Consider the following 12,852-nt stretch of genomic DNA (forward strand, 5'->3'; position numbering starts at 1 on the left):
ATCAGGCACGCTGATCTATAACGCATGTTTCCATCGACAGGATTTCTTCGGGGATGCCTGCTTCTGCGCAGGCCGCCGCCACCGCACCGATCACAAGAATAGCCGGGCTCTTAAGCTCAAAGATGTAGGCGTCTTCTTCCATTGATGTCAGATTGCTCCGGCATTCGCGCTGATGGGGCAGGGAGGCGTTTTCAATCATCGCTACCGGCATGTCCATCGCCATTCCTCCTTTGAGCAGTTGTTCGCGGATTTCGCTCAGTTTTGCCACGCCCATGTAAATCACCAAGGTTGTGCCGCTTTGAGCGAGCGCCTGCCAGTTCAAACAGCTGCCATCCTGAGTGTGGGCGGTGACCAGCGTCACGCCTCGCGCCACGCCTCGCAGGGTCAGCGGGATGTCGCATTGCGTCGCACCGGCCAGCCCTGCGGTGATGCCATTGACCAGTTCGACTTCCACCCCGCGCTCGCGCAGCCACTGCGCTTCCTCTCCACCCCGGCCAAAAATGCACGGGTCGCCGCCCTTGAGCCGAACCACACATTTGCCGTGGCGGGCATAACGCAACATCAGGCGATGAATGAACGCCTGCGGTGTCGAACGACAGCCACCCCGTTTGCCCACGGGAATAATCCGCGCCGTCGCGCAATGCTCCAGCACGGCCTCGTTGACCAAATCATCGATCAGCACGACATCGGCTTCCCTCAATGCCCGTACAGCCTTGAGGGTCAACAATTCCGGATCGCCAGGACCCGCACCCACCAGCCAGACTTTCGCGCTCATAGTGTTTTCCTCACGGGATGACGGCAATCGGTTTTCAAATACACAATCGAAAGAAACTCAGCCATGGAGCACCCAATACAGCAGGGTTAAATTGGCCAACAACGACACCAACGCCAATGTCCGCCAAACCTTTATCGGTTCGCGTTCAAGCAGTGGCCTGGGTCGCACACTCAGGCTGCGGCGCTCTCCTTGCTCCATCAGCAGTAACCACTCTTCTGCCGTTTCAAAGCGATGACCGGGGTCTACGGCCACTGCGCGCTCCAGGCTCTGTGCGACCCATTCCGGCAGGTCCGGACGATAGCGGCCGGCGTTGACGGGCACGCCAAAACGGGGGCGCTGGAACGCTTCGACTTCACCGTAGGGGTAATGCCCGGTGAGCAGGAAGTACAAGGTCACACCGACGGAATACAGATCCTGTTGCGCTGTCGGTGGCTGTGCGCGAAAAGCTTCAGGCGCGATGTAGCTCGGTGTGCCCGGCAAGGTCGCGAGCTGATCTTCGGAGAGCCCGGGACAGTAGGCGAGACCGAAATCCAGCAGGCGCAGTTCGCCGTCATCACCCAGCAGGAGGTTTTCCGGTTTGATATCGCGATGCAGGATTTGCCGGCGATGCAACATCCCGACCGCTCTCAACAGGCGTTCGGCCAAGTCGTGCCATTGAGCCAATGGCAGCGGGCCGGTGCTGTCGTGAAGCTGGGCGAGCGTCGTTCCCGGGTATTCGCGCATCACGTAGTACAAATGTTGACGCTGGCCAGCGGCATGGACCTCGGGGAAATGCCGTCCGGCCACGCGCTTGAGAAACCACTCCTCCGACAGCAAGGCTTGCGCAGCCTGAGGATCGTCGTGCAGGCGACCTGGCAAGGTTTTCAATATCCAAGCCTGTTGGTGAGCGTCGCGCACCCGATAGAGCAGTGATTGTTGGCTTTGGGCGAGGATCCCCTCGACGTGCCAGCCTTCGAATTCCTGCCTTGGTTTTAACGCCGCAGGCAACGGCCATTGCTGCAAGTGGATCAAAGCATCACCGATGTTGGTTTCACCCAAAGCATCGACCCGCACCAAAAGAGCGCTGGCGTTGTCCTGGCTGCCAGCCAAATGGGCGGCGCTGACCAGGGTTTGCGCGGCGCTGGGCAAATCCGGTTGATCGCGCAGGATGGCGGCAATCGCGGTGTCGCCCAGGACCGCCCAGATGCCGTCACTGAGCAGCACGAAGCTCTCATCGACGCGCAGTTCACCGTCGAGGAAATCCAGCACCAAATGCTGATCCAGCCCCAGCGCCCGTTTCAGCACATGTTGCATGCCCGGCTGGTCCCAGACGTGATCCTCGCTGATTCGCTGCAACTGGTCGGCGTGCCAGCGATAGACCCGGCAATCGCCGACGTGGGCCAGGGTAAAACGCCGACCGCGCAGCACCAGAGCGCTAACGGTGGTCAGAAGCGGTTGCCCGCCGCCATTGGCCTGCAACCAGCGGTTCTGAGCCAGCAACAGCCGATCCAGCGCCTGGGCGACGCCCCAGGTCTCTGGCGTGGCGTAGTAGTCCAGCGCCAGGGCCTGCAAGGTCGAGCGAGCCGCGAGACCGCCATCGGCGCATTGGCTGACGCCGTCGGCGATGGCGAACAGGTAGCCTTTGCTGGCCGCCAGCTCAGCGGCCGGCGTGACCAGGCGCAGGGCGTCCTGATTTTCATCGCGCGGGCCGATGGCGCTGGCTTCGGCGAAACTCAGTTGCAGGCTCATGAATGCCTCAGACCCGAGCAGCGGTCACGGCGGCCGAACCCCAAGTGGTTCTCCAGCGTCGCTTCACACCGTGCAGGCCAAACCAGGCGAGGACGCCAAGGCTGGCGAACAACCACAACGCCATCTGATAGCTGCCGGTGCTTTGCTTGATGGCGCCCATGCCTGCCGCCAACGCGAAGCCACCGATGCCGCCGGCCATGCCGATCAAACCCGTCATCACGCCGATCTCGCGGCGAAAACGCTGCGGTACCAACTGAAACACCGCCCCGTTTCCTGCACCCAAACCGAGCATGGTGCAGACGAAAAGGGCGAGCGCTGCGTAGGAGCTAGGCAGGTTGAAACCGACGGCGGCGATGCAGATCGCTGCCACGGTGTACATTACGAGCAGGGTGCGAATGCCACCGAATCGGTCGGCCAGGGCGCCGCCCAAAGGACGCATCAAGCTGCCGCCGAACACGCAGGCAGCGGTGTAGTAACCGGCGGTGACCGGGCTCAAGCCATATTGGTCGTTGAAGTAGCCGGGCAGGGCGCTGGCCAGGCCGATGAAGCCGCCGAAGGTCACGCTGTAGAAAAACATGAACCACCAACTGTCGCGGTCACCCAGCGCCTTGAAGTAGTCAGCCATCGACTTGGCTTTTGGCCGCTCGGGCGCGTTCTTGGCCATCCAGGCGAACACGATCAGGGTCAAAATCAGCGGGATCACGGCGAAACCGAATACGTTGCTCCAACCGAATGCGGCAGCCAGTACCGGCGCAATCAATGCAGCGAGCACGGTGCCCGAATTGCCTGCACCGGCGATGCCCATGGCTTTGCCTTGGTGCTGCGGCGGATACCATTGCGATGCCAGTGGCAGGGCCACGGCGAACGACGCGCCAGCCATGCCGAGGAACAACCCCAGCAGCAGCGCTTGCTCGTAGCTGTGAATGCCTAGTTTCCAGGCACCGAACAGTGCACAGATGACGATCACCTGGCCAATCAGGCCGGCAGTTTTCGGCGACAGGCGATCAGCCAGCATGCCCATGACAAAACGCAGCACGGCCCCGGCCAGGATCGGCGTGGCCACCACCAGCCCGCGTTGTTGGGTGGTCAGGTGCAGGTCGGCGGCGATCTGCACCGCCAAGGGGCCCAGCAGGTACCAAACCATGAAGCTCAGGTCGAAATAGAGGAAGGCCGCGAACAGGGTCGGGGTATGGCCGGATTTCCAGAAGCTTGAATTCATCGCGCACCTCAGCTGATAGGAGTCTCGAACGGGAGCCAAAACAAAAAAACGCCGCCACCTGATTCGCCTTGAGGCAAACGAGGTGAGCGACGTCTTTGTCGTAGATTGGGCAACCGCCGTTGGTTACCTGTGGTGATTACTTAGCCAGATTTGTGCCACATGCGGATTTTTCTGGCGCAGGGGAAAAGATCGCAGCCTTCGGCAGCTACTACAGGGTGTACGCATGCCAACGGTAGGAGCTGCCGAAGGCTGCGATCTTTTTGGGTCAACCCAGCAACTCGCTCATGGCAATAATCTGCTCCGCCACCTGGATCAGCTTCTGCTGACGGCTCATGGCCTGGCGGCGCATCAGGGTGTAGGCCTCTTCCTCGTTGCAGTCTTTCAGCTTCATCAGCAGCCCCTTGGCCAGCTCAATGCGCTTGCGTTCGGCCAGTTGCTGGTCGCGGGCATTCAATTGCGCACGCAGGGCCTGATCGCTTTCAAAGCGCGCCATGGCGACGTCGAGAATCGGCTGCAGGCGTTGTGCGTGAATGCCTTCGACGATGTAGGCACTGACCCCGGACTTGATCGCCTGGCGCATCACGACCGGGTCGTGTTCGTCGGTAAACATCACGATCGGTCGTGGCTGGTCGCGGCTGACCAGCACCACTTGTTCCATGACATCGCGGCTCGGTGACTCGGTATCGATCAAAATCACGTCCGGGCGCACCGTTTCGACGCGCTCGGGCAGGTCGATGGTGAGGCCCGATTCATCGATGACCTCAAACCCTGCTTCGGTGAGGGCCGCTTTCAGGCGTCCAACTTTCTTCGCGGTGTCGTTGATCAGCAGGATTCGCAACATATTCGCAGTCTCTTGTCAGCGGCTGGCGAGAAGGGGCGAGTGATCGCTCATGGCGTGCAGCTTGAAGCTACGGGCATAGCCGGCCGGGTCTGAACCGTCCCAGACCTTGCCGTCGATCAACTGGCTGCTGCGCATTTCCTTGTCCGGGTACGCGACATCGACCGCGGTGGCAGCGTCCCGGTACAAATCCAGTTGCTGGACCTGACGGGCGACTGCCAGGTAGTCCGGGTCGTCCCGCAACAAACCCCAGCGACGGAACTGGGTCATGAACCACATGCCATCGGACAGGTGCGGCACATTGACCAGCCCTTTGCCATGGAAACGCAGCGCGTGCGGGTCTTGCCATTGATTGCCCTGTCCGTCGGTGTAGTCGCCGAGCAGTCGCGGTTCGATGCAGTCTACCGGCGTGTCGAGATACTGCGGCGCGCTCAACAACTGCGCGGTACTGCGGCGGTTCTCGGTGCTGTCTTCGATAAAGCGGCTGGCTTGCAAAATCGCCATCACCAATGCCCGGGCGGTGTTGGGGTATTGCTCGACAAACGCGCGGGTGCAGCCGAGGACTTTTTCCGGATGATCGGGCCAGAGGGTCTGCGTCGTCGCCAGGGTAAAGCCCAGCCCCTGTTGAACGGCAGCGGCGGACCAAGGTTCGCCGACGCAGAAACCATCAATGCGCCCGGCCTGCAGGTGCGCGACCATTTGCGGCGGTGGCACCACGACGCTGTCGACGTCCTGTAACGGATGAATTCCCTGACTGGCGAGCCAGTAATACAACCACATGGCATGGGTGCCGGTGGGAAAGGTCTGCGCGAAGGTCAGTTTTGGGCGAGTTTGGTGCACATGCCGTTCCAGTGCCTCAGGACCGGTCACGCCCAGCGCCTGCAAGCCATGGGAAAGGTTGATGCTCTGACCGTTCTGGTTCAGGCCCATCAGCACTGCCATGTCGGTCGCTGCGATACCGCCGATGCCCAGGTGCACGGCGTAGATCAAACCGTACAGGCTGTGGGCGGCATCCAGTTCGCCGCTGACCAGCTTGTCCCGCAGATTGGCCCACGACGACTGGCGCTTGAGGTTCAGGGTCAGGCCGTAGGGTTGAGCAAAGCCCTGAGTGGCGGCGACCACGACCGAGGCGCAATCGCTGAGGGCCATGAAGCCGAGATTGATTTCAGTCTTTTCCGGGGCGTCGCTGCCATTGACCCAGGCCAGAGGGTCGGCTGATGGTTCGTTCATCGATTTCGCACCTTCAAAAAAAGCGTCGTCCCCAGCCTCTACTGATAAGGCCGGGTGACGACGCCATTGTCCTTGCACGCATTCCGCCGTCGGCATGCGTGCTGATGGCTGAACCGGTGCAAGGCATATGCCATCCCCGTCTGATTTCACTGCGCGCCTCGCTTGCGACCCACATGCCCGGCTATAATCGCCTCCTCATTTCGCCGCCAATCGAGTCAACCCGCCCATGTACACCCTGGCCCGTCAGCTGTTGTTCAAACTTTCCCCGGAAACCTCCCACGATCTGTCCCTGGACTTGATCGGCGCAGGCGGGCGTCTGGGGCTCAACGGCTTGCTGTGCAAGGCGCCGGCGAAGGTGCCGGTGAATGTCATGGGCCTGGACTTCCCGAACCCGGTGGGTCTGGCCGCCGGTCTGGACAAGAACGGCGCGGCCATCGACGGTTTTGCTCAGCTGGGTTTCGGCTTTGTCGAAATCGGCACCATCACCCCGCGTCCGCAGCCGGGCAACCCGAAACCACGCCTGTTCCGTCTGCCGGAAGCCGAGGCGATCATCAATCGCATGGGGTTCAACAACCTCGGCGTCGATCACCTGCTGGCTCGCGTGGCTGCGGCCAAGTACAAGGGCGTGCTGGGCATCAACATCGGCAAGAACTTCGATACACCGGTAGAGCGTGCGGTCGATGACTACCTGATTTGCCTGGACAAGGTTTACGCGCATGCCAGCTATGTGACGGTCAACGTCAGTTCGCCGAATACCCCGGGCCTGCGCAGCCTGCAGTTCGGCGATTCGCTCAAGCAGTTGCTGGCCGATCTCGCCGAGCGCCGGGCGGAACTGGCGCTGCGTCATGGCAAGCATGTGCCGCTGGCGATCAAGATCGCACCGGACATGACCGACGAAGAAACCGCGCAGGTTGCACAAGCGCTGATCGAAACCGGTATGGACGCGGTCATTGCCACCAACACCACCCTGAGCCGCGTGGGCGTCGAAGGTATGGAGCACGGTGACGAGGCGGGCGGTCTGTCCGGCGCACCGGTTCGCGACAAGAGCACCCACACGGTGAGCGTGCTGGCATCGGAACTGGGTGGTCGCCTGCCGATTATTGCGGCGGGCGGGATTACCGAAGGCAAACATGCGGCAGAGAAAATTACTGCGGGTGCGAGCCTGGTGCAGATCTACTCAGGCTTCATCTACAAAGGCCCGGCGCTGATTCGCGAGTCTGTCGACGCCATCGCGGCACTCCGCTGACCCCTGGTAGGCGCAGCCTTCGGCAGAATTGGGTTTCTGGCAGGCATAAAAAAGGGCTCCTTTAAAGGAGCCCCTGGGCCGGAGCCCGCCGTCCGGATGGGACGTGCGTGGTTAATTCAGTACAAATCAGATTGTCGTGTCGGAGTGTTGTGCCCTGTAATTAGCCGACGGCGTGAAGTTCGTTGAGTCTGTGGATTCCCGCAGTGCCGGTCATACCGTCCCAGTTGTCGCCGCGTCCTTCTCGCCAGCCGTTAATCCAGGCTTGACGTACCGACGGTAGAGTAAATGGGCAAAGCTCACGGGATTTGCCACCAACGCCATATTGATATCCGCGCAAAAATGCTCTTTCCAACGGATCACGCTTAAGTCTTCTCATAGGGTGTTGCCCTCACTTGTTGACTGTATGTATCGCGTCGACCTCTATCGAGGTCAGGCAGAAAAACTCTGCCGTTGGGGCTCGTTGCCGGCGTGACGAGCCAAGGTGTTGGCGTCATTGCGGCGCCAACCTGAGTTGAGTTCTAACCAATGCGTCACATCGAGGGAATGATCGTTTTGTCATAAGGACGTAACCGTTAATGTGGTATGGCACTAAGTAACACGATGTTTGTGCCATTTTTATTCGTCAAACCCCGGTATGATCGGCCCTGCGTTAGATGATTGAGTTAATCCTTCGGTGAGAATGCCTCCCGTTGTCGGGAAGGATTATTCGACGAAGGGTCGGTTTATGACATTTTGTTGCTTCAACTTTTTTATCTGTCCTTGCATCTAAGCTCATTTAACCCGGGCAGCAAGGGTGGAACGGCACACCTTCGTGCCACGCGGGCGCTCTTCGAGAAAAGCGCCTGATTGAAACCCGGACCGGCAATGCGTTGCCCGGTCACTCAGCTAAAGGTTCTGGAATTCCCATGTCCGATCGTTTCGAACTCTTCCTCACTTGCCCCAAAGGCCTTGAAGGCCTGCTCATCGAGGAAGCCGTCGGGCTTGGCCTTGAGGAGGCGCGTGAGCACACGTCTGCCGTGCGCGGCATGGCGACCATGGAAACCGCTTACCGCCTGTGCCTGTGGTCGCGTCTGGCCAACCGCGTGCTGCTGGTGCTCAAGCGTTTCCAGATGAAGGACGCCGAAGACCTCTATCACGGCGTGCTGGACATCGAGTGGCAAGACCACATGCTCAACGACGGCACCCTGGCCGTCGAATTCAGCGGCCACGGCTCTGGCATCGACAACACCCACTTCGGTGCGTTGAAGGTCAAGGATGCCATCGTCGACAAACTGCGCACCCCGCAGGGCGACCGTCCATCCATCGACAAGCTCAACCCGGACCTGCGCATTCACCTGCGTCTGGACCGTGGCGAAGCCATTCTCTCCCTCGACCTGTCCGGCCATAGCCTGCACCAGCGTGGCTATCGCCTGCAGCAAGGCGCGGCGCCACTGAAGGAAAACCTCGCGGCAGCGATCCTGATCCGTTCCGGCTGGCCTCGCATTGCGGCCGAAGGCGGCGCACTGGCCGACCCGATGTGCGGTGTCGGTACATTCCTGGTGGAAGCAGCGATGATCGCCGCCGATATTGCGCCGAACCTGCGCCGCGAGCAGTGGGGCTTCACCGCCTGGCTCGGTCACGTGCCAGCGCTGTGGAAGAAGCTGCACGAGGAAGCGTCCGAGCGCGCTGCCGCCGGTCTGGCCAAGCCACCGCTGTGGATTCGCGGTTACGAAGCCGACCCCCGCCTGATTCAACCGGGTCGCAACAACGTCGAGCGTGCCGGTCTGAGCGAGTGGATCAAGATCTACCAGGGCGAAGTCGCGACCTTCGAGCCGCGTCCGGACCAGAACCAGAAAGGTCTGGTGATCTGCAACCCTCCATACGGCGAGCGTCTGGGCGATGAGGCGAGCCTGCTCTACCTCTATCAGAACCTCGGCGAACGCCTGCGTCAGGCCTGCCTGAACTGGGAAGCGGCGGTGTTCACCGGTGCGCCGGACCTGGGCAAGCGCATGGGCATCCGCAGCCACAAGCAGTATTCGTTCTGGAACGGCGCGTTGCCGTGCAAGCTGCTGCTGATCAAGGTACTGCCGGATCAATTCGTCACGGGCGAGCGTCGCACGCCGGAACAGCGTCAGGCCGAGCGTGAACAGGCGGCTTACGATGAGGCACCGAGCGAGCCGCAAGAGCGCCAGTACAACAAAAACGGCAACCCGATCAAGCCGGCTCCAGCCCCGGCCCCGGTGATCGAGCAGCCGCGCCTGAGCGAAGGCGGGCAGATGTTTGCCAACCGCCTGCAAAAGAACCTCAAGGCGTTGGGCAAGTGGGTCAAGCGTGAGGGCATTGATTGCTATCGCGTCTACGATGCCGACATGCCGGAATACTCCATGGCCATCGACCTGTATCACGATTGGGTCCACGTCCAGGAATACGTCGCACCGAAATCCATCGATCCGGAAAAAGCCTCGGCGCGCATGTTCGATGCCCTGGCGGCGATTCCGCAGGCGTTGAACATCGACAAGAGCCGCGTGGTGGTCAAGCGCCGCGAGCGTCAGAGCGGCACCAAGCAGTACGAGCGCCAGGCGGCACAGGGCAAGTTCGTCGAGGTCAATGAGGGCGGGATCAAACTGCTGGTGAATCTCACCGACTACCTCGATACCGGTCTGTTCCTCGACCATCGTCCGATGCGCATGCGCATTCAGAAAGAGGCGGCCGGCAAGCGTTTCCTCAATCTGTACTGCTACACCGCCACTGCCAGCGTACATGCAGCCAAGGGCGGCGCGCGCAGCACCACCAGTGTCGACCTGTCGAAAACCTACCTGGACTGGGCACGTCGCAACCTGGCGCTGAACGGTTTCTCTGACAAGAACCGTCTGGAGCAGGGCGATGTGATGGCCTGGCTTGACGCCAGCCGTGACGAGTACGACCTGATCTTCATCGATCCGCCGACGTTCTCCAACTCCAAGCGCATGGAAGGCATCTTCGACGTGCAACGCGATCAGGTGCAGTTGATCGACCTGGCGATGGCACGACTGGCGCCAGGTGGGGTGTTGTACTTCTCCAACAACTTCCGCAAGTTCGAACTGGAGCCGAACCTCAGCGAGCGTTACGCCGTCGAGGAAATCACCGCCCAGACCATCGACCCGGATTTTGCGCGCAACGCCAAGATCCACCGTGCCTGGAAAATCATGGCACGTTGATACGCAGACGCTGTAGGCGCGAGCAGAGCTCGCGCCTACAGCGCTGGTCAAATTAGTGGCTAATAGCTATAACTCAACTCATGGCCAAAGGGCTTTCCCGCACCTGGCGTTGTGAGTTGCGTTTTATGTCGTTGCACGCCGTGCGTCCCAAGATCCTGGGCATTATCAGTGAAGACGTTTCGGCCTGGCTGGTCGCGATGCTGGTTTTGCTGATCGGCGGGATTCTCACGGGCTTGCTGGCGTGGTCGACGCAGAACCTGTTCCACCAACAATTGCGGCAACGTTTCCAACTGCTGGCCAGTGAACGTTACAGCCGTATCGAAGAACGTTTTGAAGATCAGGAACAGCGCCTCGATGGCCTGCGCCGATTTTTTTCCAACTCCGATTCGGTGTCCCGAGCGGAATTCGATGGCTACACCCAACCTTTATTGCATCGCACCCAGAGGTACTTCTACGCCGAGCGGGTCAGCCGTGCCGAGCGGTCCGCGTTCGAGCAGCGTGTAGGGGATGAGGGTTTGAGTCATTTCTCTGTGCGCGAACTCAATGCTGACGGCCAGTTGCAATTGGCGGCCGAGCGGGATGAGTACGTGGCGGTGCTTTACAGCCAGACCCAAAGCACGCTCGCTTCGCCCCTCGGTTACGATTTGCTGTCGGAGTCGATGCGTCGCGCGACGCTTGAACGGGCCGATCAACATGGCGGCATGGCGGTGTCGCAACCGATACATTTGGTGAACGTCGAAGCAGCTTATGCGCGAGGTGTGTTGCTGGTCGCACCGGTCACGCAGCGCAATCGCCGGGATACGGCAGCGACGAAACCTTATGGTTATGTGGTGGCGGTGATCAGCATGCGGCAATTGCTGGCGGACGGGTTGCCAGAGGCGAGCCGTGATTATCTCTCGGTCCGCATTCTCGATTTGTCGATCGACGATCAGCACGAAGTCCTGTTCGAATCGCCCAATCCACCGGCCGTCAGCGAGCTGTCGTCCACCCGTTTGCTGCGCCTTGCCGACCATGAATACCAAGTCGATATCCAGCCCAGCGACGCTTTCGTGCAGGCCAATCATTCGTCGGTGAGCAGTCTGGTGGTGCTGGGCGGTTTGCTCAGCGCGTTACTCAGTGCGCTGCTTTATGTGTTGGTGAGTCAACGGCAACGGGCAGTGAAACTGGTCGAGCAGCGCACCCAGGAGTTACGAGATCGCGAGCAGGAACTGCGCCGCACCCATGGTCAGTTGCGCAGCGTGCTGAACGCCGCGACTCAGGTGGCGATCATTGCTACCGACCTGCGCGGCGTCATCAGCACCTTCAACGCCGGCGCCGAGCAAATGCTCGGCTATGCCAGCGCCGAGGTGGTGGGCCGCATGACCCTGGAAAGCCTGCACCTGCCTCGGGAGTTGGTGGCCCGTTCGGCAGAACTGAGCGTGCGCTACGGTAAACCGGTGCCGACCTGTCAGGCGATGCTGGTGGAGGGCGAAGACGAAGGCGGACACGAGGCGCGGGAATGGACACTGGTTCGTGGCGATGGCAGCCATTTGACCGTCAACATGCTGGCCACGCCGGTGCTTGACGAACAGGGGCTGTGGGTCGGGCACCTGGCGGTTTGCATCGACATCACTGAGCGCAAACGGGTGCATGAGGCACTGGCCGCTCGAGACTTGCTGTTGAAAAAACTCAGCGCCCATGTGCCCGGTGGCATCTATCAGTTCAAGATGGAGTTCGACGGACGCTTCAGCGTGATTTATGCCAGCGACGGTATTCGCGAGATCTTCGAACTCGCCCCGGACGTTCTGTTGCTCGATGCCGAAGCGATTTTCAGCCGGATACATCCTCAGGACACCACCCGAGTCCGCGCTTCGATCCGGGCCTCGGCCGACACCCTCAGCCCTTGGCGCGAGGAGTATCGCGTGCAACTGCCTTCGCGTGGTCTGCGCTGGGTGCGCGGCGAAGCGACGCCGGAGGAACTGCCCGGTGGCGGCGTGCTCTGGCATGGCTACATCTCGGACATTTCCGACATGAAGCGCGTGGAAGAGGAATTGCGTGCGCTGTCTATCACCGACTCCCTGACCGGTATCCACAATCGCCGCTACTTCCAGGAGCGTCTCATCACTGAAATGGCGCGGGTGGAGCGTGGTGGAGGGGCGTTGTCGGTGATCATGCTCGACATCGACCACTTCAAGCGCATCAACGACCAGCATGGTCATGCCGTCGGTGACCGTGTCTTGCAGGTGGTGTGTGAGCGGATCGGTCATCGGTTACGTCGCACGGACGTGTTCTGTCGTCTGGGCGGTGAAGAGTTCATGGTGCTGTGCCCGGACATCAGCGGCGAGCAAGCCTATATGTTGGCCCAGCAGTTATGGCAAGGGTTGCGCAGTTCACCGATCGAAGGCGTCGGAACGGTCACCGCCAGTTTCGGCATTGCCAGTTGGCGGGTCGGGGAGGGCGTGGATGCCTTGCTGCTGCGCGCAGACTCGGGGGTTTACGCGGCGAAGCAGGCAGGAAGGGATCGGGTTGAGGCGGAGATAAACTAAGAATTGCCTGCAATCCCTGTAGGAGCGAGCTTGCTCGCGATAGCTGTTTTACATTCAACAGTGATGTTGACTGTCATACCGCTATCGCGAGCAAGCTTGCTCCTACGGAAGGCAA

At 60.7% G+C, this 12,852-nt stretch carries 9 protein-coding genes; 3 read left to right on the forward strand and 6 right to left on the reverse strand.

Annotation, left to right across the window (positions count from 1 at the left end; genetic code table 11):
• Nucleotide 1: 1 nt before the first annotated feature.
• From cobA to CKW19_RS19265, 5 genes are all read right to left on the reverse strand, one after another.
• Entirely contained in the window at nt 2–775 is a 774-nt protein-coding gene (gene cobA / locus CKW19_RS19245; protein WP_095059385.1) for a uroporphyrinogen-III C-methyltransferase, read from the reverse strand.
• Nucleotides 776–832: 57 nt separating this feature from the next.
• On the reverse strand, nt 833–2,503 hold the full coding sequence (locus tag CKW19_RS19250) for a bifunctional protein-serine/threonine kinase/phosphatase (RefSeq protein ID WP_095059386.1): 1,671 nt from the start codon (nt 2,501–2,503) through the stop codon (nt 833–835).
• 7 nt (nt 2,504–2,510) lie between these two features.
• The gene (locus tag CKW19_RS19255) at nt 2,511–3,722 is read right to left on the reverse strand and encodes a NarK/NasA family nitrate transporter (RefSeq protein WP_095059387.1); all 1,212 of its coding nucleotides are present in this window, start codon (nt 3,720–3,722) and stop codon (nt 2,511–2,513) included.
• A 265-nt stretch (nt 3,723–3,987) separates the two neighbouring features.
• Nucleotides 3,988–4,563 carry an ANTAR domain-containing response regulator gene (locus tag CKW19_RS19260; protein ID WP_095059388.1) on the reverse strand — a complete coding sequence of 192 codons (576 nt, stop codon included), beginning with the start codon at nt 4,561–4,563 and terminating at the stop codon, nt 3,988–3,990.
• A 15-nt stretch (nt 4,564–4,578) separates the two neighbouring features.
• A complete protein-coding gene (locus tag CKW19_RS19265) occupies nt 4,579–5,790 on the reverse strand; it encodes a CmpA/NrtA family ABC transporter substrate-binding protein (protein ID WP_095059389.1) in 1,212 nt (403 codons plus the stop codon).
• A 226-nt stretch (nt 5,791–6,016) separates the two neighbouring features.
• Here CKW19_RS19265 and CKW19_RS19270 point away from each other — a divergent pair, with 226 nt between their 5' ends.
• The gene (locus CKW19_RS19270; protein WP_095059390.1) at nt 6,017–7,036 is read left to right on the forward strand and encodes a quinone-dependent dihydroorotate dehydrogenase; all 1,020 of its coding nucleotides are present in this window, start codon (nt 6,017–6,019) and stop codon (nt 7,034–7,036) included.
• 160 nt (nt 7,037–7,196) lie between these two features.
• On the opposite strand, the gene rmf is transcribed toward CKW19_RS19270, so the two are convergent.
• Nucleotides 7,197–7,412, reverse strand: a complete 216-nt coding sequence (rmf, locus tag CKW19_RS19275) for a ribosome modulation factor (RefSeq protein WP_003223300.1) — start codon at nt 7,410–7,412, stop codon at nt 7,197–7,199.
• Nucleotides 7,413–7,941: 529 nt separating this feature from the next.
• On the opposite strand from rmf, the gene rlmKL reads away from it, so the two are divergent.
• Nucleotides 7,942–10,212 carry a bifunctional 23S rRNA (guanine(2069)-N(7))-methyltransferase RlmK/23S rRNA (guanine(2445)-N(2))-methyltransferase RlmL gene (gene rlmKL, locus CKW19_RS19285; RefSeq protein ID WP_095059391.1) on the forward strand — a complete coding sequence of 757 codons (2,271 nt, stop codon included), beginning with the start codon at nt 7,942–7,944 and terminating at the stop codon, nt 10,210–10,212.
• 125 nt (nt 10,213–10,337) lie between these two features.
• A complete protein-coding gene (locus tag CKW19_RS19290; RefSeq protein WP_095059392.1) occupies nt 10,338–12,737 on the forward strand; it encodes a diguanylate cyclase in 2,400 nt (799 codons plus the stop codon).
• Nucleotides 12,738–12,852 lie beyond the last annotated feature (115 nt).

The organism is Pseudomonas sp. Irchel s3f7, from assembly GCF_900187615.1.
Lineage (GTDB): Bacteria > Pseudomonadota > Gammaproteobacteria > Pseudomonadales > Pseudomonadaceae > Aquipseudomonas.

Bases quoted from the DNA above. Each gene is read 5' to 3' on its own strand.
- CKW19_RS19255 (WP_095059387.1), bottom strand. From the start codon at position 3,722: ATGAATTCAAGCTTCTGGAAATCCGGCCATACCCCGACCCTGTTCGCG.
- CKW19_RS19250 (WP_095059386.1), bottom strand. From the start codon at position 2,503: ATGAGCCTGCAACTGAGTTTCGCCGAAGCCAGCGCCATCGGCCCGCGC.
- CKW19_RS19265 (WP_095059389.1), bottom strand. From the start codon at position 5,790: ATGAACGAACCATCAGCCGACCCTCTGGCCTGGGTCAATGGCAGCGAC.
- rlmKL (WP_095059391.1), top strand. From the start codon at position 7,942: ATGTCCGATCGTTTCGAACTCTTCCTCACTTGCCCCAAAGGCCTTGAA.
- cobA (WP_095059385.1), bottom strand. From the start codon at position 775: ATGAGCGCGAAAGTCTGGCTGGTGGGTGCGGGTCCTGGCGATCCGGAA.
- CKW19_RS19260 (WP_095059388.1), bottom strand. From the start codon at position 4,563: ATGTTGCGAATCCTGCTGATCAACGACACCGCGAAGAAAGTTGGACGC.
- CKW19_RS19270 (WP_095059390.1), top strand. From the start codon at position 6,017: ATGTACACCCTGGCCCGTCAGCTGTTGTTCAAACTTTCCCCGGAAACC.
- CKW19_RS19290 (WP_095059392.1), top strand. From the start codon at position 10,338: ATGTCGTTGCACGCCGTGCGTCCCAAGATCCTGGGCATTATCAGTGAA.
- rmf (WP_003223300.1), bottom strand. From the start codon at position 7,412: ATGAGAAGACTTAAGCGTGATCCGTTGGAAAGAGCATTTTTGCGCGGA.